Consider the following 24,691-nt stretch of genomic DNA (forward strand, 5'->3'; position numbering starts at 1 on the left):
ACTCACGAGCAATGTTTGAAATCGAGCAGAAGTATCACGTTGATGATCGCGACGCCTTGACCGAGCTTCTCGCTGCGGAGGCGGCGGTGTTAGTATCAAAACGATGCAATGACGATACGTACTACAACCACCCGAGCCGCGATTTTGCTCAAACGGGTGAGGCCCTCCGCGTGCGCCGTGTCGATGGCACGCCGATGGTGACTTATAAAGGTCAGAAGCGAGAGGGGGATGTCAAAGCGCGCCAGGAGCTCGAATGGCGACTCGATCCCGGTGACGCGGACGGTCGATCAATGGAACAGCTTTTTCAGCTGCTCGGCTTTTCCAAAGTGGCCACCGTCAGTAAACAGCGACATACTTATCGCATTGGTGACGACATCGATGGGCTGACGATCACCATCGACGAAGTCCCCGCATTGGCATCGCAAGAGAAGCCGGGATTGTTCGCCGAGATCGAATGTGTGCTACCGAGCGACAAACCGACCGACGAGGAGATCCGCAGTGCGAGACAACGGGTTACCGAGATGGCGGAAAAGCTTGGCCTGAATCTGCCTGAATCACGTAGCTACTTGCGGATGGTATTGGAAAGCTAGTCTCGGCAGCGTGACGCTATGCCATACCGAGTTCGCGTTTGGCTTCACCGAATTTTTCAATAGCGAAACTCAGATCCTCACGCGTGTGGGCGGCTGAAACCTGAGTGCGAATCCGAGCCTTGCCCATCGGCACAACTGGGTAAGAAAACCCGATCACATAGACGCCCTTGGCGAGCATCAGGTCGGCCATGCGAACCGCGAGAGCAGCGTCGCCGAGCATGATCGGCACGATCGGATGTTCCCCGGGCACGATATCAAACCCGGCTCGGGTCAAGCCTTCGCGGAAGAACGCAGTGTTTTCTGCCAAGCGATCACGTAGTTCTGTCGACTCAGTCAACAACTCAATCGCTGCGATCGAGCCAGCAACGATCGGTGGCGCGACGGAGTTCGAAAAGAGATAGGGGCGGGAGCGTTGCCGCAGCAATTCGATGATTTCCTGGCGTCCACTGGTGTATCCGCCACTGGCCCCGCCCAGTGCTTTTCCGAGCGTCCCTGTAATGATGTCGACCCGATCCATGACGCCGTGATGTTCGTGCGTGCCACGGCCGTTCTGGCCGACGAAGCCTACAGAATGCGAGTCATCGACCATCACGAGCGCATCGTAGCGTTCGGCAAGATCACAGATCCCAGACAGGTTTGCGATCGTCCCGTCCATCGAAAAGACACCGTCGGTCGCGATCAGACGAAACCGCGCCGTGGACGCTGCTTGCAGCTTCTCTTCGAGATCAGCGAGATCGTTGTTGCGGTACCGGAATCGCTTGGCCTTGCACAAGCGGATGCCATCGATGATCGATGCATGATTGAGTTCATCGGAGATCACCGCATCTTGATCACTCAGCAGGGTTTCGAACAATCCACCGTTGGCGTCGAAACAAGACGTGTACAGGATCGTATCCTCGGTGCCGAGAAAATCACTCAGTTGCTCTTCGAGCTGCTTATGAATCGATTGGGTCCCGCAAATGAAGCGAACCGAGGAGAGGCCGTAGCCCCATTTTTGCAGTCCTTCGGCCGCCGCTGCAGCGATGTCAGGGTGTTCGGATAAACCGAGGTAGTTGTTCGCACAGAGATTGAGCACCTCGTCGCCATCGCCGACGCGAATGTGCATGTCCTGGGGGGAACGGATGGTTCTTTCCGATTTGTAGAGCCCGGCCTCGCGGATTTGAGCAAGTTCACTTGCAAGATGGGCTTGAAGTTTTCCGTACATCTAGATGTTCCAATTGAGAATTACTTTTCCGGATTGCCCCGACATCATCACGTCGAAACCTTTCTCGAAATCATGAAAGTCAAAGCGGTGCGTGATGATCGGTGAAAGGTCCAAGCCGCTTTGTAGCATCACGGCCATTTTGTACCACGTGTCATACATCTCGCGCCCGTAAATGCCCTTGAGGGTCAACATATTGAACACCACCGTGTTCCAATCGATGGCGATCTCTTCGGAGGGGATGCCGAGCATGGCGATCTTGCCACCATGACACATCTGAGAAATCATGTCGCGAAATGCGCTGGCGTTTCCAGACATCTCCAATCCCACATCGAATCCCTCGTGCATCCCGAGCTCTTTCTGCACATCACTCAGATTTCGATTGCGGACATCGACCGTGTGCGTGGCTCCGAGTTTCGTTGCTAGCTCTAAACGCCATGGGTTGACGTCCGTCACAACCACGTGCCGGGCTCCGGCGTGCCGCACCACCGCTGCCGCCATGCAGCCAATCGGTCCTGCCCCAGTGATCAGGACATCTTCTCCCAGAGTCGAAAACGTTAGCGCCGTGTGGACCGCGTTGCCGTAGGGATCAAAGATGGCAGCGATGTCACGATCGATCGCATGGTCATGATGCCACACGTTGGTCATCGGGAGCGAAATGTATTCCGCGAACGCCCCCGGGCGATTCACACCAATTCCCTTGGTATCGGCGCACAGGTGCCGACGGCCGGCCATGCAGTTTCGACAACGCCCACAAACCACATGCCCCTCACCGCTAACGATGTCGCCCGGTTGGAAATCGACGACGTTTGCACCGACCTCGATGATCTCACCGACGAACTCATGGCCCACCACCATCGGTACGGGAATGGTTTTCTGTGCCCAGCTATCCCACGCATAAATATGAACGTCGGTTCCGCAGATGCCCGTCCGGTCAACTCGAATCAGTACGTCGTTGATACCGTGCTCGGGCATCGGGACATCTTCGAGCCAGAGGCCAGGCTGGCGTTCACGTTTGACGAGTGCTTTCATAGGATTGCCAACTCTGCCATCAGGTATTGTGGGTCATCGCGCCTCGCAGAGACGCAGGATTGATCAACCGAAACGTTTCCAAACCAACAACGCAGCCGAGACGCTCACTCGGGCTCCGCTCGCTGCGTTGCTGCATATTGCAAGTATTGAACAATTTCCGCAATGCCCTCACTTCCAATGGCCTTATGCAAGCCACTGGGCATGAGCGATGTGGAAGATTCACGACGCAGTTCGATTCGGTCGAGAGGGATTTTCTGCGTTTTCCCGTCGACCCCCACGACCAAGACGCGAGACGAGTCCTCGTCTTTGACCAAACCGTTGATGACGCTGCCATCGACGGTCAGAAACGTCGTCGTTCGAAACGCTTTATCCACATTCCGGTCGGGCACCATGATGTCTTCAATTAGACGCTGCGCACTGCGACTGCCAAGGCCATCGAGTTGAGGGCCGACCAGCTCGCCCTGACCACCGAGTTGGTGGCAGAGGGCGCAGTGTTTGACAAATCGACTTCGCCCCGACTCCATGTCTGCTTTCACGTGAGCCGATCTTTGTCCAATTGCTATCATCTCGGCCTCGATTGCCGCATCCATCGGTGGGGCCTGTTCTCGGGTCGCCTTGGCGCGTTCAAGCAAACTCGCGTCGGCAGTGGTCTGCAGGGGTTCCCAGACGGACTTTTCCAGTAGGATCTCTGGAGCGAGTGCACCGTCCTCGCTGAGTTTGACGAGGATGGAAACCGTCTCTGCATCGCTCGCCAGTGAGATCGCCAATTGTGCTTGTTGGGCTGTGGTCAGTTGTTTGGCGAGCGTTGCCGTCGGCTTGAGCTCGTCGATCGTTTCGCCCTCAATCGCTAGCAAGCTCCAGTCATCAACGACCGGTCGGATGATCGATAGTTCAGATGCCCGCGTGAGAAGTCTCGCCACAGCGTGGTTTTGATCCAGTTCGGCAATGGCCGCGACGATGCGAACCCGCTGCAATGGATCCTCGTCTAGCACGGTGTGTAGTTCCACCAGATCGGCGCGGCGATCGCGTATCTGGTACCGAGTCAGTGCGGAGAGGACACGCTCGAGAGTCTGGTCGGTTTCGGACAGCCAGGCGGGGGTCAATGCACCGACTGCGATCCATGCATACGCGGCGCCCGCATCGCCATCGATGCAGCGAAGGAACACGGACGAACCCTGTATCGATCGGCAGTCCCACTGGGTGAGAACAGCCGGATCCTGACGCGGCGGGAGAGCTGTTTGGAGGACTTGCCCCGTCTTCGATGCAACCAGTTCGATACGATTCAATCCACTGTCCACTCGTTCGGGATGGCGATTGTGTCCAGCAAGTCGAAAGGAAATCTGTGGCGGGCAGACAAATGGGCTGCTGACAAGTTTCCCGGTATAGCTTTCCCCCAACGGAAACGAGCTGAACATCTCGACCGGTTGCCCCGTGTCGGCGCTTGGGCGGGCTTGTGCTGGCCAGCGGGCGCCGTGCTCGTCCTGCCACCGGATCGCCAGCGGTCGCCCGCTCGCCAATCTCGATCGGAGTTGCTCGAGGTCACTTTCGATCTGCTCGTCAATCCAATCTCGCAGACGCGGTGGGATCGGCTTGCCCCGTTGCTTGCAGGCATCGGCGAGCGATTGAGCAAGGTCGAAACCGGCATCCGTTCGATCAGCAGCATAGCGTTTCGCCAGACCGATGACCGCATCGAAGCGATCGGAAGACGCGCGGGTGACAATATGCTGTATCATTGCGTCAGCCCGGGAGGGCAATGTTTCCTCGTGATCGAGTAATGAGATCAACGCATCCGCGGCAACCGGGGTCGGAACGGCTGGCATGATTTCGGCAAACTCGCGCCGCTGCGCCCGGGGCATGGTCGCGGTGAGTCCCTCCAGCGAGGAGTCGAAATCGGGCTGCGATTGCACGATATCGCGAATCGCAATGCGCACGGTTTGCCGTCCAATCACGTCTTCGGGACCAACCCTGGCGAGCAGTTCTAGTAGCGGTACGATTGCCTCAGTGCGAGTACTCTGCCCCAACGCTTCTGCGGCGGCGGAGCGGACGTGCGCATTGTTATCTTCGAGTTTCGCAAGGGCGAGATCGAAGCAGGGCGGCGACGGATCAGCAACCGAGCTCTGCTGGTGCAAGATGGCTGCTATTGCTCGGCAGCCGTGAGTGCGAACCTTCGCCGACGCGTCGTTGCTCAATCTCTCGAGCAGTTGGCGATCGAGCTGACCACGCTGCTGCAGGTACCACGCTGCCGTGATGCGGGCGTTCGTCGTCCCCGCCTCAGGGTTCGTGACAAGTTCTCTCGCTCGCTGGTCAAGCATCTCGCTCGGATGCTCAGCCGCGACCTGAAGGGCGAGGCGGCGGTGGGTTGCGTTGGTTGAGCCCCATGACCGCTCGACGGCCTTGGGACCGGTGCTCGATCCCGCTCCCTCTTGCTTGGCATCGAGAGCACGGATCTGCCAGATCCGGCCCCGAAATCGATCGCGTCCCGGATGATTCAAAGGTACTTCGTAGTGCCCGATGATTCGATTGTAAAAGTCAGCTACATAGAGATATCCATCGGGGCCGAGCCGGATGTCGACAGGGCGAAACCACGGATCGTCACTGGTAAGAAAGTCTGGCAGTTCTTCCGCCACGGCAGTTGCTCCTTGGTAGGAAACCGCGTTGCGATTGATTCGCGATGTCATCACGTTTCCGCTCAGCATCTGGTTAGCCAGCGACGGCATCGGTGATTCCTCCGAGAAGAACACCAGCCCCGAAATCGCCGTGCTGCCATGGAGATGATCCATCATCGGTGGGATCATGCCCAGCCCATCGTCCAGCCTTCCGAAACCTGGATACTGTCCACCACGAACCATCTGGCTGATCGGTTTACTGTGGCAATCAGCCGTGAAATCGTTGCCCCAATCGTCACTCGTTCTTCCGAACGGGTTCACTTGGCCCCAGGTGATGTGCTCCACCCGCGAGCCATCGGGACGGAAGCGAAAAGTATTCCCTGAATGCATAACGATTTCATGTCCGTCGGAGCCCGCCACCGTCGATTGGTTGTTGAACCCATGATTGGCGTATACCCAACCATCGTCCCCCATCCGCATCGAATTGATCATGCCGTGGGTGTCACGCGTGGTGTCAAACGGCCCGAGAATCACTTCTCGTTGATCGCAGACACCATCCTCATCGGTATCGCGGAGGTAGTAGATATTTGGAATGCTATAGCAGAGGCATCCGTCACCGTAGGGCAGCACTCCGATCGGAATGTTCAATCCATCCGCGAATACGACCGACTCATCCGCGTGGCCGTCTCCATCGGTATCCTCGAGAATGCGGACGGAATCGCTCGGTGTGGTTCCGTCTGGCGCCGGAAAAGGATACTCAACACTATTGGTGACCCACACCCGGCCTTGATCGTCAAACGCCATGTTCATGGGCTTGGCGATCTGGGGCTCTGCCGCAAACAGCCGGATTTCGAATCCGGGAGCAAGATGAAAGCCTGCCTGCTCGTCACTGGGCGTGCGGGGTTCGGTCGGCCGCACGCCCGCCCCATACCAGCTCGCAGGGGAACCCGGTTGAGCAGCACCGGGAAGGCGATCCCCGGTCGCTGCCAACGCATCATCTGCCGCTCTAAGCGAGGGCAGCGGTAAGCCAGAAAGAAAAAGCAGCGTCAGGCGGAGGACCGCAGCGGGCGGGATCATGTGCATCGACCCGTGGGATCTGAGAACAGGAAGAAAGCTTCGGATTCTACCTGACTTCTCACGTTCACGTCGCACCGCCCTCGCCTCTTTGCGTTAACGGCATGCCCTCACGGCCAGAGGGAGTTAACGTTCTGGCATCGATGATTGCTTCGAGGCTTTCGGGCTGATCCGACGGAAGCGTGCGGCCGAGGTTTTCAAGGCATGGCTCCCGTATCGAAGGATTTATTTGTGGGATGTGATTATCAATGTTAGCCTGGCACTGGCGGGAGAAACGGAGCCGAGCTCCAATGGCATGGACTTAAGCAGGTTGACTCGAGTTTCACGGGCATCTGCTTTCGCTTCCGTCCGGCTTGTCCGGGCGGAGTGGCAACTGCAAGCTACCTGCAAAACGCCCTCGCCACATCGATCTCCGCTCCGGGCTTGTCCCGGCGGAATCAGCGAATCAAGTCGTGTGACCGCCGGGACAAGCCCGAGACGGAGCACCGTTTCTACTTCGCATTTTTTCGGTAGCTGCCAGTTGGTTCCTCCGCCGAGACAAACTCGACGGAAGAATGTTTCACACGCGGCAATCGCTTAAGTCCACGCCATTCGAGCCGAGCTCTGCAGAGGTGCAGCTTGGCAAGGGATATCTCGGTCGACGGTACGCCAATGGTGTTGTCGGTCCCTGGCGAGCGTTTGTTCGTCAGGGACGCATTTTTGAACGATCATTGGATACGAGAGCCATGCCTCAAAAAACCTTCCGCTGTGCTCTGCGCGCTTCCGTCGGATGAACTAGGCCGAGAGCAAGCCGTCCATGGTCGCGACCAGCGATTTGACAGCATCGACGCTGTTTTGGAACGCTGCGGTTTCCTGGTCGGTCAAGTCGAGCTCGATGATCTTCTCGACTCCGCCACTGCCCATCACGGCGGGCACGCCGACGTAATAGCCGCCGACGCCGTATTGCGATTCGCAGTAAGCTGCGACGGGGATCACGCGTTTCTTGTCCTTCACAACCGCTTCGACCATTTGCGTGCAAGCGGCGGCGGGAGCGTAATAGGCGCTGCCGGTCTTGAGCAATGCGACGATCTCTGCGCCACCCTTGCGAGTCCGGTCGACAATCTCGTCGAGTCGCGCCGATTCGATCAGCTGAGTGACGGGAATGCCGCCGACACTGGTGCAACTGGGGATCGGAACCATCGTGTCGCCGTGGCCACCCATCAACAGGGCGCTGATGTCTTCGACGCTAACGCCGAGTTCCATTGCCAAGAAAGTCCGGTAACGCGCTGTATCGAGTACGCCGGCTTGGCCGATCACGCGGGCGTGGTCGAAGCCGGTCACCTTCCACATCTGCTGCACCATCGCATCGAGCGGATTGCTGACAACGATCACAACCGCATCGGGGCTGGTGGCTTTGATCTGTTCCGCCACGCTGGTGACGATCTTCGCGTTGGTCGCGAGCAAGTCGTCACGACTCATGCCAGGTTTTCGCGGGATACCCGCCGTCACGACGATCACATCACTGCCTGCCGTGTCGGCGTAATCGGTCGTGCCGACAATGTTGGAATCGAATCCAACGATCGGCGAGGCCTGCATCAAATCGAGTGCCTTGCCGCGTGGCATGTCCTCGGTTTGGGGGATATCGAGCAAGAAAATGTCGCCGAGTTCAGCGGCTGCACACCAGTGAGCACACGTGGCACCGACATTTCCAGCACCAATGATCGTGATTTTAGCGCGACGTAGCATGAGATTGAGTCATTTTGCGAGGTGAGAGGGATCAAGATTGGCAATATCCTGGCAGCGCCACCCCATGCGTCAAGAGGGGCTGTTGAGGGCAGATCGAACAAAATATGGCTGATCCGACGGACGCGTGCGCCCGAGGTTTTCAAGGCATGGCTGCCGTATCGAAGGATTTATTTGTGGGATGTGATTATCAATGTTAGACTGGCACTGCCGGGAGAAACGGAGCCGAGCTCTGCAGAGGTGCTGGCTTGGCAAGGGATATCTCGGTCGCCAGCGTTTCCCTGCAAAAGCGGTACGCCAATGGTGTTGTCGGTCCCTGGCGAGCGTTTGTTCGTCAGGGACGCATTTTTGAACGATCATTGGATACGAGAGCCATGCCTCAAAAATCTTTCCGCTGTGCTTTTCGTACGCTTCGGTCGGATGAACCCAAAATATCTACCTGCAGCCGGATTGTGTTGTAGAGTAGAAAGCTCGGTTCCATCGGCGGCCGATCAAGCGGGCGCGGCGCTCTCGGCCACCTGTTGTCCTTTCCTCGATTTTCTCCGGGATCGACGTTCGTGGCGAACTGCAAATGGATCCTTCGCAGCTGAACGCGTTTCGAAATCACGTTATCAATCTGTATTTTGCAATGAATGTACTGCAATTTGCAATCTCACCGCCCCTCTTTTTAGGCGAGGCCCGCATCACTGTGGCCGCTCCGCCACGATCATCTGATGCCTGACCGCAAGCCAGCCTCTGGAACCAACCGATCGACTGTGGATCCGGCCGCTGCGGTGCTTCCCAGTGCTGACCAGCGGTTGGCTCTAACGACGATAGCGCCGCCGCACCCGGCGGTATGGCAGCTCGATGAGCTGCTGGCCAAGTGCGAGTTTCGCACCCAGGCACGAGGTGGTCCCGGCGGTCAGCATCGAAACCGCACCGCCTCGGGAGTCTTCGTGACGTTCCGGCCCATGGAGATCACCGCTGAAGCGACCGAGCAACGCAACCAGCATCGCAACCGAGAGATTGCCATCCGCCGGCTGCGATACGTATTGGCCGTCAGCTTGCGGACGACATCGCCCTTGGCAATCGAATCGGGGGATCCACTGAGTGCTGCTGAGCACGAACTACGCGATCGCTATCGCGGCACACCGCTGAAACTGGCCGATGACAATCGACTCAAGCCTGCTGTCACTGCGCTGTTGCTCAACGACATGCACGTGGCGGGCGGGCAACCGAGTCTGGTGGCGCCCCTTTGGCGGGTTTCAACCAGCCGTGTGGCGAATTTATTGCGAACGCATCCCCCGGCCTGGACGCTCGTCAATCGCATCCGTGCCCATCATGGTCGTGGCCCACTTCGCTAATCAGTCGGGGCTGCGAAAAGTCAGCGACTTTCGTTAAGTTGTGCGTTTTCCGCGCGGACTCGATTTCTGCTCCCTTCCTCTGACGTTCCCCATCGCCGATGCTCGATCGCAAATTCATTCTGCAAAACCCCGATCTCGTCGCTGAAAATTCGGCCCGACGTGGCGTGCAAGTCGACGTGCCCGCGATCTGTGAACTCGAAACACAGCGGCGGGCGGCACTGCAGAAATCTCAGGAATTCAACACCCAGGCCAACGAAACGAGCAAACGCATCGCGTCGGCCAAGGACGCCGATGAACGCAATGCGCTGATCGCTGCCGGACGAGAACTGCGTGACCAAAAAGACGCAGCGGCGGCCAAGCAGTCCGAGCTGGAAGCCCGCATCGTCGAGCTGCAATCGATCTTGCCTAATCTCACCCACCCCGCCGTTCCCGACGGTGGCGAGGAAGACGCTAAAGAGCTTGGCTTCGGCAAAATCACCCAGCCCACCTTCGATTTCAAACCGATCGACCACCTCGCTCTGGGTGAGAAGCACGATCTTTTCGATTTCGAAGGCGGCGCTCGCGTGGCCGGCTCAGGGTTCTACTTCCTACGCAACGCCGCTGTGCGATTGGATCTCGCTCTGCAGCAGTTCGCCATCAGCTTTCTCGCCGATCGCGGATTCACACCCGTGGCCACCCCTGACCTGGCTTTGACGAGTGTTTTGCAGGGTACTGGGTTCAATCCCCGTGGCCCCGAGACGCAGATTTACAGCATCGAGAACACGGAACTCAATCTGATCGCGACCGCCGAGATCCCACTCGGCGGGATGCTCAGTGGCCAGATCATCGAGAGCGAACAGCTGCCGATTAAGTTGTGCGGCCTGAGTCACTGTTTCCGCACCGAAGCGGGAGCGGCGGGGCGAGCCTCGCGAGGACTTTACCGGGTTCACCAGTTTAGCAAGATCGAGATGTTTGCCTTCACAGTGCCGGAACAGAGCGATTCGGTTCACGAGGAGATGCGTGAACTCGAGTGCGAAATGTTCGACGCCTTGGAGGTCCCTTACCGCGTCGTCGATACCGCTGCCGGCGATCTCGGTGGACCGGCTTACCGGAAGTATGATCTGGAGGCGTGGATGCCCGGCCGCGGCGACGGTGGCGAGTGGGGAGAGGTGACCAGCACGAGTAACTGCACCGATTACCAAGCCCGCCGGCTCGACGTGCGGTACAAAACCCCCGGCCAAAAGGGGACCCAATACGTGCACACGCTCAACGGTACCGCTGTGGCGACCGGCCGCGCCATGATCGCCATTCTCGAGAACCATCAACGGGCTGATGGCTCGATCACCATCCCCAAAATTCTCCAGCCTTGGGTTGGCCAGGACGTGCTCGAGCCGATCGCGTAACCGCCCCGCCTTCCCACTTCAACGCATTCTTTTCCCCAAAACAACATCCATGAAGACTGACGAACTCCGCGAGAAATACCTCGAATTCTTTGAGACCAAAGGTTGTGTGCGACAACCCAGCGACGTGCTCGTACCGGCGTGGGATCCATCGGTGTTGTTCACGCCGGCTGGGATGAACCAGTTCAAGGACCACTTCCTTGGCAAAGTCAAACTGGACTACACCCGGGCGACAACCTGCCAAAAATGCCTCCGCACGGGGGACATCGAAAACGTGGGGCGGACGGCGTTTCACCACACGTTCTTTGAAATGCTCGGCAACTTCAGCTTCGGTGACTTTTTCAAAGTCGAAGCGATTCATTGGGCCTGGGAATTTCTCACCGATCAGAAATGGCTGGGGATCGCGCCGGATCGGTTAACAGCAACGATCTACAAGGATGACGACGAAGCGTTTCAAATTTGGAACGAATCGATTGGGCTGCCAAGCTCTCGGATTACACGCATGGACGAGGACGAGAACTTCTGGCCCGCCTCAGCGCCGAGTGAAGGTCCCGACGGCGTCTGCGGTCCCTGCAGCGAGATTTACTACAAGCTCGACGACGGCAGCGAAGTGGAAATTTGGAACTTGGTCTTTACCCAGTTCAACCGCGTGGGAACACCACCGGACAATTTGCATCCCCTGCCCAGCCAGAATATCGACACGGGGATGGGACTGGAGCGCACAGCGAGTGTGTTGCAGGGCGTGCCAACGAACTTTCACATCGATAGCCTGTTCCCGATCGTGCAGGCCGCCTCGGAAGTCTGCGGCGTCAAGTACGAATACGAGAGCGATCACGGGCGTCGTCTCCGCCGCATCACCGACCACGCTCGTGCTGCCGTTTTTGCCATCCACGAGAACGTCTATCCCGGCCCAAAGGACGCCCGGTCAGTGATCCGCCGTCTGATTCGCCGCGCCGTCCTCGATGGCTACCAGATGAATCTTCGCGAACCCTTCCTCTATCAGCTCACCGGGGCCGTCGCAGACGCATCCAAAGCCGCCTATCCGGAGCTCGGCCAAACCGCGCAGCGAGTCAGTGAGGCGATCGAATCCGAGGAGCGAGCGTTCTTCTCCACAATTGATGGTGGTATGAAACGTATCGGCAACCTCTTCGACGACATGCGCTCCGAATCCTCGGTAATGGTCCCGGGCGCCGAAGCAGCCGATCTGCTGACGACCTATGGCGTGCCGCCGGAGCTCGTGCAAACCCTCGCCGCCGAACAAAACTTTACGTTCGATTGGTCGGGATTCGAACAGGCGATGGAGGAACACGCCGGTGTCAGCGATGGCGGTCAACGAGTTCTGTTTCAAACCGGTCCGCTCGAAACCCTGAAGGAGTCGCTGCGGGAAACCCCCTTCGTCGGGTACGAATCGACCGAGTCCAGTGCGGAGATCAAAGGCATCATCACGGGCGATGGGAAAGCCAAAGGGGACGATGGCCAATTGCTCTCGCACCTCGATCGCCCCGGGGACGCGATCCACCGGATCGTACTGAATCACTCTCCCTTCTACGGAGAATCCGGCGGACAAGTCGGTGACACCGGCGTGATCGAGAGCGACGATTTCGCGTTCGAAGTCATCGATACCAAGCGGCATGCTTCCCTGATCGTCCACCTCGGCAAACTGACCCGTGGGAAAATCAGCACAGGTGAGAGCTGTGTGGCGAAAGTGAACGTGGAGAATCGCAATGCCCTCGCTCGCGCTCACACCGCGACTCATGTGTTGCACCATGCCCTGCACAATCACGTCGGCCGGCACGCTGAACAGCAAGGCAGCAAGGTCGAACCGGACCGTCTGCGTTTCGACTTCACCAACCCCAAGCCCATTCCCGATGAAACGCTTGTCGAGATCGAACGCGACGTGCTCAATCATGTTGCCCAAGGGGAGCCTGTCCGCTGGGATACCGTTTCTCTCGATACGGCTCGCAAATCGGGCGCGATGATGCTGTTTGGCGAAAAGTACCCAGACCCCTGCCGAATGGTGTCCATGGGGGAATTCAGCCGGGAGCTCTGCGGTGGTACACACCTCACGAACACCGGAGACATCGGCGGTTTCGAAGTCGTCGTCGAAGAGAGTGTTTCCACCGGTACGCGTCGCATTCATGCTTTCACGGGCGAACGGGCGAAGGAGCATCGTGAGCAAACCCAGCGGCTGCTCGACGAGGTCGCCAGCCGACTCGGCTGCGATGCGAGCCATGCCGCCGCTGCCACCGAGGCGTTGATGGAGGATGTGCGGAGCCTGAAGAAAGAGCTCTCCGCAGGCAAAGCGGCAGACCACCCAGCCGATTTCCACTTCGATGCTCGGGCCGCGAAAGCGTCCGCGACCGACACATCCGATTACAACGATGTGCGTTCTGCCGTTCGGTCGTTGACCCGGCGACTCAATGTCGCCATCGATGACGTCGCTGCGCGACTCGATGCGCTGTTGGCCGACCGCAGTCGCTTGGTGACACAGTTGAAACAGGTTACCGATGGCGGCAAACTGTCTGCTAGTGAACTGATCGAATCCGGCGTGATGGTGGGTGATACACTTCTCGTGGTTGTCGAAACGCCTGGAGCCAATCCGAACGTGATGCGTGGATGGATCGACCAGATCCGCAAGAAATGCAAGGGACCGTCCGCAGTTCTGCTCGGAGCCGCGCAAGGCGATAAGGTCGTTTTGGTGGGTGGGCTCAGTCGGGATCTTGTCGACCGTGGCCTCCAAGCAGGGCGCTGGGTCGGTGATGCTGCCAAAGTGGTCGGTGGCGGTGGCGGTGGCCGAGACGACATGGCTCAAGCCGGCGGCAAGGATCCCAAAAAGCTCCCCGAAGCGATCGAGAAAGCCCGCCAAAGCATGACGGAACAACTTGGATGAGCAGGCCCTCCTCCCCAGGAGCCGCAGGCCGTAAGCAACGCGTGATCAATAAGTGACGAGTTTTGCGAAAGCTTTCCTGTGGTGGACAAGGCGACGAGTCCTTGATTCTCCAAAGGTTTTCCTGCGCCGAAGGCGTTGAAGAAAATAGCCGGTTGTTGAGCGCAGCGAACACCACCGGAAGAGACCCCATTTGCATGACTACGCATCTCCATGGCCGCGAACGGCAACTGACAACTGGGCCCACCAACCATCTCTTGACCAACGCGAACGTTTGGTCAGCCGATGGACAGTGGATCTATTATGACGTGCGAAGCGATGCTGCTGGCTCGGTATTCGACGGAACCCGGATCGAACGGGTGGGCGCGGCATCGGGTGATGTCGAGGTGCTCTACGAATCCGGCGACGGTGCCTGTGTCGGTGTTGTGACGGCGTCACCCACCGCGGATCAGGTCGTTTTTATACATGGCCCCGAGGCTCCCACGCAGGACTGGACATATCAAGCATGGCATCGGCGTGGCGTGATCGTTGATGCTGCCCGTCCGGAGGTCGCCATCAACATGGACGCTCGGGATCTCACGCCCCCGTTCACACCGGGAGCGTTGAGAGGCGGCAGTCATGTGCACACGTTCTCCCCCGACGGCAAATGGATCGCGTTCACGTATGAGGATCACATCCTTGCTGAACTCGGTCATTGCACCGACGAGGCACCGATTTCGCATGAGTCTAACCAGCGTGTGGTCGGTGTTAGCGTTCCAGCGGATTCGTTGCCCGGTGGATTGCTCGTTGTGGGAAAAGAACATCCTCGTAACCACAACGGCCATTACTTTTCGGTCATCGTCACTCGCACCCACGATCATCCCGGTCCAGGGTCCGATGAGATCTGCCGCGCATTGGAAGACGCGTGGATCGGCCGCAACGGCTACCTCCGTCGCGATGGCCAGCGCCAAGCGAAAGCGATCGCCTTTCAAGGCGAAGTCGTCGCACACAATGGGCAGCACCACCGCGAAGTCTACGTTGTGGATTTACCCAACGACCTCACTCAGAGCGACGACGGCGCGATAGCTGGAACCCCGACGACTCGCCCTCGCCCCCCGAAGGGCGTTGTGCAGAGACGGTTGACGACGACAGACGAACGTCGATTCCCGGGTATCCAAGGGCCGCGACATTGGCTGCGAAGTTCCCCGGACGGTGACCGGATCGCATTCCTGATGAAAGACGATGACGGGATTGTGCAACTTTGGACGGTGGCACCCACCACGGGCGACACGCGGCAACTCACCCAGAACGCCTATGACGTCAGCTCCGCTTTCACATGGAGCCCCGACGGGCGGTGGATCGCTCATCTGATGGATACGAGTGTCTGTGTGACAGACACCGATACAGGAGAAACCCAGCGATTGACCGGCGCTTGTCACGAGTCCGTGGCGCCTCGACCGGAAGCTTGCGTGTTCTCACCCGATGGCACTGAACTCGCGTACGTCCGGCCAGTCCAACAGGCCGGTGAGAAAGATCCCCAAAGAGCATTCAATCAGATCTTTTTGTGGACGTTCGCGGCCAGGCCACAGGATGATCCATCCGGGACAGCAAAAAAGCCTGGACCGCGATTGGCGATCCAGGCTTCTTGAAAAATAGAACTTTTACCGCGGGCGGTTGATTAGACCGTGGCGGGGAGTTTCGCTGTCCGCACGGTTGCGATAATCGCACTGGCGACCATGTACGGGTCCGCATTGGAAGCTGGGCGACGATCTTCGAGCCAACCCTTCCAGCCGTGCTCGACGGTGAAGATCGGAATTCGGATCGACGCACCACGATCGGAGATGCCGTAGCTGAACTTGTCGATCGACTGGGTTTCGTGCAGACCGGTCAAACGCTGGTCATTGTCGGCACCGTAGACGTCAATGTGCTCATTGATCCGCGGCTCGAATGCCTGGCAAACTGCTTCATAGACTTCCTTGCTGCCGCAGGTTCGCAGCAAGGTGTTGGAGAAGTTTGCGTGCATGCCGCTGCCGTTCCAGTCACCCTGCATTGGCTTGCAGTGGTAATTGATGACCAAACCGTACTTTTCTGCGGTGCGGTCGAGCAGAAAGCGAGCGACCCAAATCTCGTCACCTGCGAGGCAGGCGCCCTTGGCAAAGATCTGGAATTCCCATTGGCCCATCATCACCTCGGCGTTGACGCCTTCGACGTTCAGGCCAGCTTCGAGGCACAGTTCGAGGTGCTCTTCGACGAGGTCACGGCCGACGGCCTTGCCTGATCCAACGCTGCAGTAGTAAGGGCCTTGCGGGGCGGGAAAGCCTTCGGCGGGGAAGCCGAGGGGGCGATTGGTTTCAGGATCGAAGATCGTGTATTCCTGTTCGAAACCGAACCAGAAATCGTCATCTTTGTCTTTGATCGTAGCCCGGCCGTTGCTGCGGTGGGGCGTGCCGTCGGCGTTGAGGACTTCGCACATGACGAGGAACCCGGTGCCGGAGCGATCGGGGTCGGGGCAGCAAAAGACAGGTTTGAGCAAGCAATCGCTCGCACCGCCGGGAGCTTGCTGCGTCGACGATCCATCGAACGACCACACAGGTGCGTCTTCAAAATTGCCGCTGAAATCGTCGACAACCTTGGTTTTGCTACGCATGCTTTGGGTCGGCTGATAGCCATCGAGCCAAATGTACTCCAACTTGCACTTGGTCATAAAACGAGAGTCTCCTCAGACTGGTTGGGCCTGCGAAACAGATGTTCGCAATGGCCTGGAATCGGAACTTTGGGACAAAAAAACGATCTACCCAACCGCACCTGTCCACACGGCTGAGCAGGGTTACCCACCGCCGTCTGCTAACGCACATAAAGTAGCGGAATTTCAATAACTTTCCAGTGGTCCGGCCGCTGGCCTATTGGCGGGAATCCGCCCCCCGCCGCAGACGAACGAGGGCTAGGGAGAGGTCGCGCCCCCGCGGTGTGATTTCACCGTCCCCTCTCCCGCCCGATGGGGTGAGAAACCGCCCCACCGAATCGAGCCGCTCCAGCGGCGGCGCGCCGTCTGGAGCTACAAAATGATTGTAAAAAAAGAGCTCTTTTAGTAGACGCTGCCACGATTGACGCGGCTTTTGGGTGCGCAGCGAGCCAAGTTTTCCGAGTCCTCAGACGGTAAACCTCCAGCTATCCCAGTTCTTTCGTCCACTGCTTGCCCTGCTCGACGCATTCAAATTTCAATTGCCCGAGCTGTTCGATGAGCTTGCGGTCGTCGCGATCGACCGCCGTCTCGACAGTCAGGATTTGACGGTTGGACAGCGATTGGACGAGTGACGAAATCAAAAACTGACACTCCACCGATAGCTCGTGCGACTCCGGGTCGACAAAACGCTTCGATGGGACGGGAACGGGTTGACCGTTGTAGAGACGACCGCCCATCGGACTGAGCGAGAGGATTGCCCGGGAACTCTCCATCACCTGGACCTCTGGATCTCCCAACCAAAATTCGCAGGTCGCGAGCATCTGCTGCTGTTGATGATCGACGAGCGTGTGACGCTCGAGATCAAAATGGCTCATCGCCGCTGCCACTCGCTGGCTCCCCGGCAGCAGCGGTGTTTGATCGAGCCGCGTGCTCCGCCGCAGCTGCAGAAACGAGCGGTTGACGGGCGGGCGATACGTCGATGTCTGGACAGCCAAGCGATCCACGCTACGGGCGACATGGTACCCATTGCGAGAGAGCAATGAACCGGTGCGTGCGTCGGAAACGGGGACGCCAATGCCGTGTCCGATCGGGGCCAGCCCGGAGTAGCCATTGCTGACGTCTCGGACGGGACCGACATCGATCCGGGTGACTCCCTCGCGGTGCAGCTGCGCCTCGACGGCCCGCAGCAGTTGATCGCAAACCGCGATCCCGGGCTCGTCGGCAAAACACAGGGCGGCGAGCATCGCGGTCGTCTCGCCGCCGTCTCTCGCAGACTCCTGGCCGGCGTCATTCTCGAGGTCATCCTCGGCGCCGCTCTTGGCAACGCTCTCGTGCCGGAATGGGGCGCCGTCGTCTTCGTCGGGCTCGTCACTGAGCTCATGCGAGAGCGAATGGGCCCATGCGATCACTCGTTCGTCCTCCACCGCGACCATCAAATCGGTCGGTCGAAAGAAGCTGCGAGACAGAATCGCACGCTCCAAAATCGAAACACTGACCGGTGGGGATTGGCGGGCCGCCATCCAGTGCCGCATCCAGACCTCAAAGATGCCCGGTAAATCCGAATTCTGGAAAGGTCGAATGGTTGCCATCGGATTAATCTCCTCTCCGACACAGGCAACTCGGATGACATCACCTGCAGTACTTGCTCGTGCGTTACAGCCCAGCCCAAGGTGGCTGGACCTGAAAACTAACCTAGCCCGGCCTCGTACACAATCGGCTTTTAGGAACTTCCGCTGGCTGGTAAGCTCCTGGGCCAGAAAAAATCAGTCCCCTGTCCGTCTCCATCGCGATACGTAGAAACCGCTTTACCATGTCCTTGATCGTCCAGAAGTTTGGTGGCACGTCGGTTGCCGATCCTGAGAAGATTCGCGCCGCGGCCCGCCGCGCGATCCGGGCGCAGAATCAGGGACATCGGGTCGTCATGGTCGTCAGCGCGATGGGCAAACAAACCGACGAGCTACTGCGTTTGGCGACTGCTGTCAGCGAAAAACCGCCGGCGCGCGAAATGGACATGCTGCTCAGCACCGGGGAACAAACCAGCGTCGCGCTGGTCGCGATGGCGATCGATGATCTCGGGGCCAAAGCCGTCAGCCTCACCGGGGGGCAGTTCGGCATGAAGACTGACAACAGCTACAGCAAGGCTCGTATCCGGTCGATCGATACCTCGCGCATCGAGTCGCTACTCGACGAAGGCAACATCGTCGTCGCAGCCGGTTTCCAAGGCATCGATGATGACCTGAACATCACCACGCTCGGCCGCGGCGGTAGCGATACGACCGCCGTTGCCCTCGCCGCGGTTTTGGGCGCGGATGCTTGCGAAATCCATACCGACGTCGATGGGGTGTACACGACCGATCCACGCCTGTTGCCCGAAGCACGCCGCGTGGACGTGATCAGCTACGACGAAATGCTCGAACTGGCGTCCCTCGGCGCCGGCGTGATGCACTCTCGCTCCATCGAGTTCGCCAAGAAGTTTCGTGTTCCCATCCACGTCCGCAGCAGTTTCTCTGACCGCGAGGGCACCATGATCGTGTCCCCAGCCGAATCGGAGAGCTCGCCGGTCAGCGGCGCGGCGTTAACAAAGGACGAAGCCCGTATCACGGTGCTCGGCGTGCCCGATGTTCCCGGGATGAGCCAAGCGATCTTTTCGGCAATCGCCGCCCAGAAGGTCGCCGTGGACATGGTCGTGCAGAATGTCGGTGCCCAAGGCAAAGCCGATGTCTCCTTCACCGTCCCCCGGCAAGAACTCCAGGTGACCCTCGATGCGATCGAGGCGATCATGGAAACGATCGGTGCCTCGGGGGTGACCCACGATGCCGAGGTGGCGAAAGTCAGCGTGGTGGGTTTGGCTATGGCGCGGCAAAAGTCAGTCGCCGCACGCATGTTTCGCGCACTCGCCGATGCGGGCGTCAACATTCACATGATCACGACCAGCGAAATCAAAATCTCAGCTCTGGTACCACGCGACCACGCCGCCGACGCGTTGCGGGCAGTGCACGAGTCCTTCCAGCTCGATCAACGCCCCGCGGACGCAAAAACCTGGGCCGAGATTCAAGCCGGCTCCAGCCCCCATGCTGATATGGACGACGTTGTCACGCGTCTGCAAAACGATGCGCTCGAAGCGCTGACCCTCACCGACATCGCGATCCTCGAAGGCCAAGCCCGTGTGACCCTCGACGGCGTTCCCGACCGTGTGGGGGTGGCAGCAGAGATCTTTGACGAGATCGGTCGCGCCGGAATCTTTGTCGATCTGATCGTCCAGGGCTACGATGGCCAGGACGGCAGTACCAGCGTCAGCTTCACGATCGGACAATCCGATCTCGAGCCCGCGATGAAAGTCGCGCAGTCAATCTGCCAAACGCACGCCATGCGAGATGTCCGCGGCGCCGACGGGATCACCAAACTTAGCGTCAGCGGCATCGGACTGCGCAGCCACACCCAAGTCGGTACGGTGCTCTTCGAGCAACTCGCGTCAGCCAAGATCAACGTGGAAATGATCGCGACGAGCGAACTGCAAGTCAACGTCGTCATCGACTCCGCCCGCGGAGACGACGCGAAAAACTGCCTCCGCGCCGCCTTCGCCGACGCCCTGAGCTAAACCCCGCCGCTCTACCAAATTGAGCCGAGTGCCGTAAGGCACCGGGTAGCACCACCTACCCGGCCGCTTACGCGTCTCGGCTCACCAGCCGATAGCCCGCGGTATTGCAGGGGAAAGCGAAGTCAGGGTGAGAAGTCAGAGGGACACGGCACCATTCGGAGAAGTGTGACTTCGCCTGGTGGACAAAGTGCTCTGTCCCCGTGGTCCCCTGTGCTCATTGGTCAGTCCTTTGGGGCATGTCATCGCATACCGCCGCACCCACTTGGGGAACCAAACCCGATCGCTCTCCCCCACTCCGTCGGCAGACGCCACAGCGATCTCAAATTTCAAAAGTGTCATCAGAATGATCCTTCGAGTTGACGGGGTTGCTTTTGCTGCCCGAGAGAACTATCATCAACTACCACTCTAGCGGCCTGCAGGGTATTTGGTCAAACAACCACACTCACTTAGGTCGTATTGGAAAGATTCCCGAATACGACCCTACTGACAAGGGTTGAAGCTATTGTTATTTGGCAACACTCCAATCCCGTTTTACTGAGAGGATTTCGCAATGCAACTTTCGATCCGCCACCTTCCGACGACTCTCCTGCTTCTGGCATGCACCGCTTGCCACGCCACCACCGCACGTGCTGATGACGCTCCAAAGACGATCGACGAAGCATACCAACGGCTAGCCACACTCTTTGGAAAACCTCAAGATCCCGCGAAGCTAACTCGGTTCGTTATTGATGAAGAGATCGAAACTCAACCCGACAAAGATGGCCCAAAGGTAATCGTCGTTAACAAAGGCCAAGAGGTCTTAACCAATCCAACCATCGATGGCGAGTCGATTGTTTACTCTCAGAATGAAATTCTGGTCCGCGACGTCTTCAACGAATCGAACGATGGAAAAAGAAAACTGAATCGGCACCTTGACCGCACATATGCGATGGAAAATCGGATCACGCGGTTCTCCGGGTTGTGGATCGTCCAACGTCGGCTGGTCAATCATTCTCTTCCGCGATTCAGCCGGATGACTATATCCACTGGCACCGTCAAGTGGCTCGACAACGGTATTGAACTTGCCATGTCGGGATTCGATACTTTTTATGCCCCAGATGGAACCGTCCAGCCCAAAGCATACGTCAGCATCGACCGGTACACGACGGACGGCGACAAACTCGTGTATGAGTCGCTTTTCAAATCTTACAAGGCTGCCGCCGATCCCGATGGTGCGCAATTGCTTGCTCCAGATTTAGATAAACCATCAGGGAAACCTATTTCGCTCAAGCGCGTATCCGAACCTCGCACGAAGTAGGGCGAGAAATGCCAAATAACAATCGGTTCAACCGGAGCCGCGGGCTGCGCGGTTTCTGAATTCAGTATCGGTTGGCCGCGGCCCGGTTAACCGTGACGTTATCCCGCTTGGAGAATTCGTGTCGAACGACGAACAAGAAAGAGCCGAATGGGATGACGCATGGTCGAAAATGCAGCATCGCAATCTGGAATCCTGGAACGCCGCTGCAATTGGCCAGATTCTAACTGCCGACTGGAATCAAAATGAAATCGTGACCATCACTGTCACGGACAACCCAGCGAAATTTGCACCCAAAGTGCTCCGAAAATCAATCTCGTGCCCGTCGTGCGGCTTGGACGTGGGGACTGGTGAAGGACTTCCGGTTTCAATCTATCCGACTTCCCGAATCGCTGAGAGAGAACTAACCATCGGATTCGGCGCTTGGATGCACAATTCGTGTTTCGCGGAATGCACGCAGTCCAACGAACCGACACCTATTCCATGGTAAAATGAGTGCAATCCCGCACGCAATCGCGGGATAACAATGTGATGCACGCGAAGCCGGACTTGCGCGTGCGAGTTGAAATAACGATTTCCGTTCCGGCTCGGTGATCACTGCCGACTATGAAGTCCAAGGTTTGACAAGTGGCGTTGGGTTGTTTTTGTCTTACTTCATTTTTTTCCACTGGTGGAGGTGAGGTGCCGTTCGCCGGAGGCTTTTTTCGGTCGCTCGCCCGTAAGTGGCGACCGAAAAAAGGCGCAGGTGAATGGCACCGGTTTCCATCTCGGTTGATGTCGATCGGTGGCGCATCAACGGCTTCTGACACGAACGGGTAAGGAGCTGGATTAAACGACTATTCGAGGTGTGAACGCTCTTGGTCCTGGTGGGCCAACAGGGAAGAAAAAGGTGACGGGGAAGAAAAAGGTGACGGGGAAGAAAAAGGTGACGGGGGTAGTTTTAGCTGATTGGGAAGAAAAAGGTGACGGGGGTAGTTTTAGCTGATTCAGTCGTTCAAAATGAGCCTTTCTACGCAATTATCCTTGAGGCGAGCCATGCCCCGGCAAAAGCGATCTGACGAAGCGGGGATCATTTGCCATGCCCTGAATCGTGGAAATGATCGGAATGAAAATTTCAAGAAGCCTGAGGACTACGATGCGTTCATTCGCATCGTCGATGAAGGATTGCAGAAGTACCCCGTCGAATTGTTCTCATTCAGTCTGATGCCCAATCATTGGCACCTTGTTCTCAATTATTACCTCCGTCACCTTTTCTTTTCTACGCTACACTGAAAGACTCGTAACAATGCGATGATACGGAGCGGCGTGGTCGCCGTTCTCGCAGGGGTGAGTCGCTCGCCGCCGCCCGCATATCGCCGCCGTTATTTGATTTAGCGGCGTCGTCCAACGCCTGTCGAATCCGCGCTCCCGTTAGCGTTTCGGCCCAACGATCGGCACGGCGACAATTGCCGTGGTAGCCGAACACGATGTCCGCAGCACGACCCTGCGGAAGCCAGTGCCGATCAACTCCAACGCCTGATGAATCCAACGCGTGCCAATCCCAAAGCGTGACAACTTCAACGCCTGGCGAACCCCAGGTCCGAAGTTGTGTCGTGAACCCCACACCGATACAATGGCCGTAAGACTGGTTGCTGCTGGCCGCCTCACGGCGTTTCGCTAAAGCCTAAACCATCCAACGCCCTGCAAATAACAATGCCATGCAATGGGGGACGGCGTTCACGTCTTGGCAGGTGAACGTCGCTCTACCGTCCCCATTGACGGCAACCGTTCTTCCATTCAGATAAACCTTCTACCGTAATTGAGTTTACTCGTTTCCTCGCATGAATCATCCACAGTCCGATTTTGCACAACCACTAATTCGTCCATGGCACATTCGGCGGCCGGGCGTCTATCGGTATTTAGACACGAAGTACGTCGACGATTTCTTTCAAACGGGCCGACTTCGAATTAGTTCCTTCAATCGCTTCGCCGAGCATTCTGATGAACAGCGGGCTGATGTTTCTGAAGGGTTTTGCTTTGTCATGCATCGCAATTCCGAAGGAACAGGACAAACGATTCTCTCGACAATGTCGTTCGGCAAGAATGCGTTTGTTCTTTGCGGCTCTACTGTCTATTCAGATGCTCTGAAAAAGTCATTTGGTACAGAAGACGGATTTAAGATCACTGACCCAACGAAATTCGGAGAAGCGATTGCGTTTCACTTACCAGGTTTTGCCAGAGGACTTGAAGGAATATGCCATTACTTGCCGGTGAGATCGATATCTCGCGACATGGGACCGCAAGATCTGTCTCGGTTCCAGGTAGGTGAGAACGGAGCACTAAACGCTGCTGCCGAACAGTTCCTCGGTCAAGTTGCGAGCAACGACCCATTCTTCATTAAACATCAAAGCTACTTCGCACAATCAGAGTACCGTCTGCTTTGGTTCATGTACGATTCGGTTCCACCACACATCGATATCGTATGCCCTGAGGCTAGGCAGTTTTGCACGCGTTTTCGCGACTTGTTTGACGAACATGCACCAGATTCGCCTACAGTTGCCGAGTTTCATCAGAGAAATCACGAGAAGCTGATGCGTCGAACGTCGAATGAGGCACAGAAGGAAGAACAATGACATGCACCGAAGGACGCGAGCCGAGCGGTTTGGCAATGGTGGCTTTTTCGCGCGTCCTCGGTGATGTCAGCCGTTCTGCCACAAAGTGGCCATCGTGCTCGTGCTCAGTGAAACGGTGCTCGTGCTCGTAATCGAAATGGCGCAACCATGACCGAACCAATCTTCGACCACGATCGACTCGACGTCTACCGTTTGTCAATCGGATACGTCGCTGCTGCATTCGACGTTTCGAAATCGCTGAGCGGATTGCATCGCCACGCTCGTGATCAATGGCTTCGCGCTGCTCAATCGATTCCGCTGAACATCGCCGAGGGTAACGGCAAGCGCAGCTTGAAAGATCGTGCTCGATTTTTCGACATTGCTCGCGGATCTGCGTTTGAACGTGCTGCGATTCAAGATGCTCTGGTTGCGACGGACGGTTTGGAGGACGTGGCGAGTCGAGAACTGAAACGGATGCTCAAACGAATTGTCTCGATGCTAACTCGAATGGCGATGAAGTTTGACGGCGTTAGGGAGCCGTCGGTAGACTATGAGCTGGGGAACGATTACGAGCACGAGCACCGCGATGCTGAGCACGAGCAAGAAAGAAAGCCAGAACCAAGCCGTGCACCTAAGGACGGCTTGCGCGATTATACCAATGGTAAATCAATCGTCCGTCCTAGGTGACGGCAACCGTTCTGGCACGAAGTGA

Annotated in this window: 16 protein-coding genes; 10 read left to right on the plus strand and 6 right to left on the minus strand. The window is 57.7% G+C overall.

Features of this window, described 5'->3' with window-relative positions:
• Window positions 1–11 precede the first annotated feature (11 nt).
• The gene (cyaB, locus tag CA85_RS08200) at window positions 12–590 is read left to right on the plus strand and encodes a class IV adenylate cyclase (RefSeq protein WP_146390808.1); all 579 of its coding nucleotides are present in this window, start codon (window positions 12–14) and stop codon (window positions 588–590) included.
• A gap of 16 nt (window positions 591–606) precedes the next feature.
• On the opposite strand, the gene CA85_RS08205 is transcribed toward cyaB, so the two are convergent.
• The 4 genes from CA85_RS08205 to mdh all read right to left on the minus strand — a co-directional run bounded on the left by CA85_RS08205 (window position 607) and on the right by mdh (window position 8,228).
• Window positions 607–1,794 carry a glycine C-acetyltransferase gene (locus CA85_RS08205; RefSeq protein ID WP_146390809.1) on the minus strand — a complete coding sequence of 396 codons (1,188 nt, stop codon included), beginning with the start codon at window positions 1,792–1,794 and terminating at the stop codon, window positions 607–609.
• Window positions 1,795–2,823, minus strand: coding sequence for an L-threonine 3-dehydrogenase (gene tdh, locus CA85_RS08210; RefSeq protein WP_146390810.1), 1,029 nt, complete (start codon window positions 2,821–2,823; stop codon window positions 1,795–1,797).
• A 104-nt stretch (window positions 2,824–2,927) separates the two neighbouring features.
• A complete protein-coding gene (locus tag CA85_RS08215; protein WP_246112600.1) occupies window positions 2,928–6,506 on the minus strand; it encodes a PVC-type heme-binding CxxCH protein in 3,579 nt (1,192 codons plus the stop codon).
• Between the two features lie 771 nt (window positions 6,507–7,277).
• Window positions 7,278–8,228 (minus strand): malate dehydrogenase, encoded by a 951-nt coding sequence (gene mdh, locus CA85_RS08220; protein ID WP_146390812.1) that lies wholly within the window; start codon window positions 8,226–8,228, stop codon window positions 7,278–7,280.
• A 710-nt stretch (window positions 8,229–8,938) separates the two neighbouring features.
• Between mdh and CA85_RS08225 the strand changes: the two genes are divergently transcribed.
• From CA85_RS08225 to CA85_RS08240, 4 genes are all read left to right on the plus strand, one after another.
• Window positions 8,939–9,568: a peptide chain release factor-like protein gene (locus tag CA85_RS08225; protein WP_146390813.1), complete on the plus strand. Its 630-nt coding sequence runs from the start codon at window positions 8,939–8,941 to the stop codon at window positions 9,566–9,568.
• A 98-nt stretch (window positions 9,569–9,666) separates the two neighbouring features.
• Window positions 9,667–10,950, plus strand: a complete 1,284-nt coding sequence (gene serS / locus CA85_RS08230) for a serine--tRNA ligase (RefSeq protein WP_146390814.1) — start codon at window positions 9,667–9,669, stop codon at window positions 10,948–10,950.
• A 49-nt stretch (window positions 10,951–10,999) separates the two neighbouring features.
• Window positions 11,000–13,837, plus strand: a complete 2,838-nt coding sequence (gene alaS, locus CA85_RS08235) for an alanine--tRNA ligase (RefSeq protein WP_146390815.1) — start codon at window positions 11,000–11,002, stop codon at window positions 13,835–13,837.
• Window positions 13,838–14,031: 194 nt separating this feature from the next.
• Window positions 14,032–15,462, plus strand: a complete 1,431-nt coding sequence (locus CA85_RS08240) for a DUF3748 domain-containing protein (RefSeq protein ID WP_146390816.1) — start codon at window positions 14,032–14,034, stop codon at window positions 15,460–15,462.
• Window positions 15,463–15,491: 29 nt separating this feature from the next.
• On the opposite strand, the gene CA85_RS08245 is transcribed toward CA85_RS08240, so the two are convergent.
• On the minus strand, window positions 15,492–16,517 hold the full coding sequence (locus CA85_RS08245) for a glutamine synthetase beta-grasp domain-containing protein (RefSeq protein ID WP_146390817.1): 1,026 nt from the start codon (window positions 16,515–16,517) through the stop codon (window positions 15,492–15,494).
• A gap of 464 nt (window positions 16,518–16,981) precedes the next feature.
• Entirely contained in the window at window positions 16,982–18,085 is a 1,104-nt protein-coding gene (locus CA85_RS08250) for a GNAT family N-acetyltransferase (protein ID WP_146390818.1), read from the minus strand.
• Window positions 18,086–18,306: 221 nt separating this feature from the next.
• Here CA85_RS08250 and CA85_RS08255 point away from each other — a divergent pair, with 221 nt between their 5' ends.
• From CA85_RS08255 to CA85_RS08275, 5 genes are all read left to right on the plus strand, one after another.
• Complete coding sequence (locus CA85_RS08255) at window positions 18,307–20,094, plus strand: aspartate kinase (protein ID WP_146390819.1); 1,788 nt, start codon at window positions 18,307–18,309, stop codon at window positions 20,092–20,094.
• Between the two features lie 550 nt (window positions 20,095–20,644).
• Window positions 20,645–21,391, plus strand: a complete 747-nt coding sequence (locus CA85_RS08260) for a hypothetical protein (RefSeq protein ID WP_146390820.1) — start codon at window positions 20,645–20,647, stop codon at window positions 21,389–21,391.
• 1,032 nt (window positions 21,392–22,423) lie between these two features.
• Window positions 22,424–22,660 (plus strand): transposase, encoded by a 237-nt coding sequence (locus CA85_RS08265; RefSeq protein WP_146390821.1) that lies wholly within the window; start codon window positions 22,424–22,426, stop codon window positions 22,658–22,660.
• Window positions 22,661–23,208: 548 nt separating this feature from the next.
• The gene (locus CA85_RS08270) at window positions 23,209–24,000 is read left to right on the plus strand and encodes a hypothetical protein (RefSeq protein ID WP_146390822.1); all 792 of its coding nucleotides are present in this window, start codon (window positions 23,209–23,211) and stop codon (window positions 23,998–24,000) included.
• 147 nt (window positions 24,001–24,147) lie between these two features.
• On the plus strand, window positions 24,148–24,666 hold the full coding sequence (locus CA85_RS08275; RefSeq protein ID WP_146390823.1) for a four helix bundle protein: 519 nt from the start codon (window positions 24,148–24,150) through the stop codon (window positions 24,664–24,666).
• Window positions 24,667–24,691: the final 25 nt, after the last annotated feature.

The sequence above is a fragment of the Allorhodopirellula solitaria genome, from assembly GCF_007859855.1.
In the GTDB taxonomy this organism is placed as follows: domain Bacteria; phylum Planctomycetota; class Planctomycetia; order Pirellulales; family Pirellulaceae; genus Rhodopirellula; species Rhodopirellula solitaria.

Coding starts and splice junctions, on each gene's coding strand:
- cyaB (WP_146390808.1), top strand. CDS start 12: ATGTTTGAAATCGAGCAGAAGTATCACGTTGATGATCGCGACGCCTTG.
- CA85_RS08205 (WP_146390809.1), bottom strand. CDS start 1,794: ATGTACGGAAAACTTCAAGCCCATCTTGCAAGTGAACTTGCTCAAATC.
- tdh (WP_146390810.1), bottom strand. CDS start 2,823: ATGAAAGCACTCGTCAAACGTGAACGCCAGCCTGGCCTCTGGCTCGAA.
- CA85_RS08215 (WP_246112600.1), bottom strand. CDS start 6,506: ATGATCCCGCCCGCTGCGGTCCTCCGCCTGACGCTGCTTTTTCTTTCT.
- mdh (WP_146390812.1), bottom strand. CDS start 8,228: ATGCTACGTCGCGCTAAAATCACGATCATTGGTGCTGGAAATGTCGGT.
- CA85_RS08225 (WP_146390813.1), top strand. CDS start 8,939: ATGCCTGACCGCAAGCCAGCCTCTGGAACCAACCGATCGACTGTGGAT.
- serS (WP_146390814.1), top strand. CDS start 9,667: ATGCTCGATCGCAAATTCATTCTGCAAAACCCCGATCTCGTCGCTGAA.
- alaS (WP_146390815.1), top strand. CDS start 11,000: ATGAAGACTGACGAACTCCGCGAGAAATACCTCGAATTCTTTGAGACC.
- CA85_RS08240 (WP_146390816.1), top strand. CDS start 14,032: ATGACTACGCATCTCCATGGCCGCGAACGGCAACTGACAACTGGGCCC.
- CA85_RS08245 (WP_146390817.1), bottom strand. CDS start 16,517: ATGACCAAGTGCAAGTTGGAGTACATTTGGCTCGATGGCTATCAGCCG.
- CA85_RS08250 (WP_146390818.1), bottom strand. CDS start 18,085: ATGGCAACCATTCGACCTTTCCAGAATTCGGATTTACCGGGCATCTTT.
- CA85_RS08255 (WP_146390819.1), top strand. CDS start 18,307: ATGTCCTTGATCGTCCAGAAGTTTGGTGGCACGTCGGTTGCCGATCCT.
- CA85_RS08260 (WP_146390820.1), top strand. CDS start 20,645: ATGCAACTTTCGATCCGCCACCTTCCGACGACTCTCCTGCTTCTGGCA.
- CA85_RS08265 (WP_146390821.1), top strand. CDS start 22,424: ATGCCCCGGCAAAAGCGATCTGACGAAGCGGGGATCATTTGCCATGCC.
- CA85_RS08270 (WP_146390822.1), top strand. CDS start 23,209: ATGAATCATCCACAGTCCGATTTTGCACAACCACTAATTCGTCCATGG.
- CA85_RS08275 (WP_146390823.1), top strand. CDS start 24,148: ATGACCGAACCAATCTTCGACCACGATCGACTCGACGTCTACCGTTTG.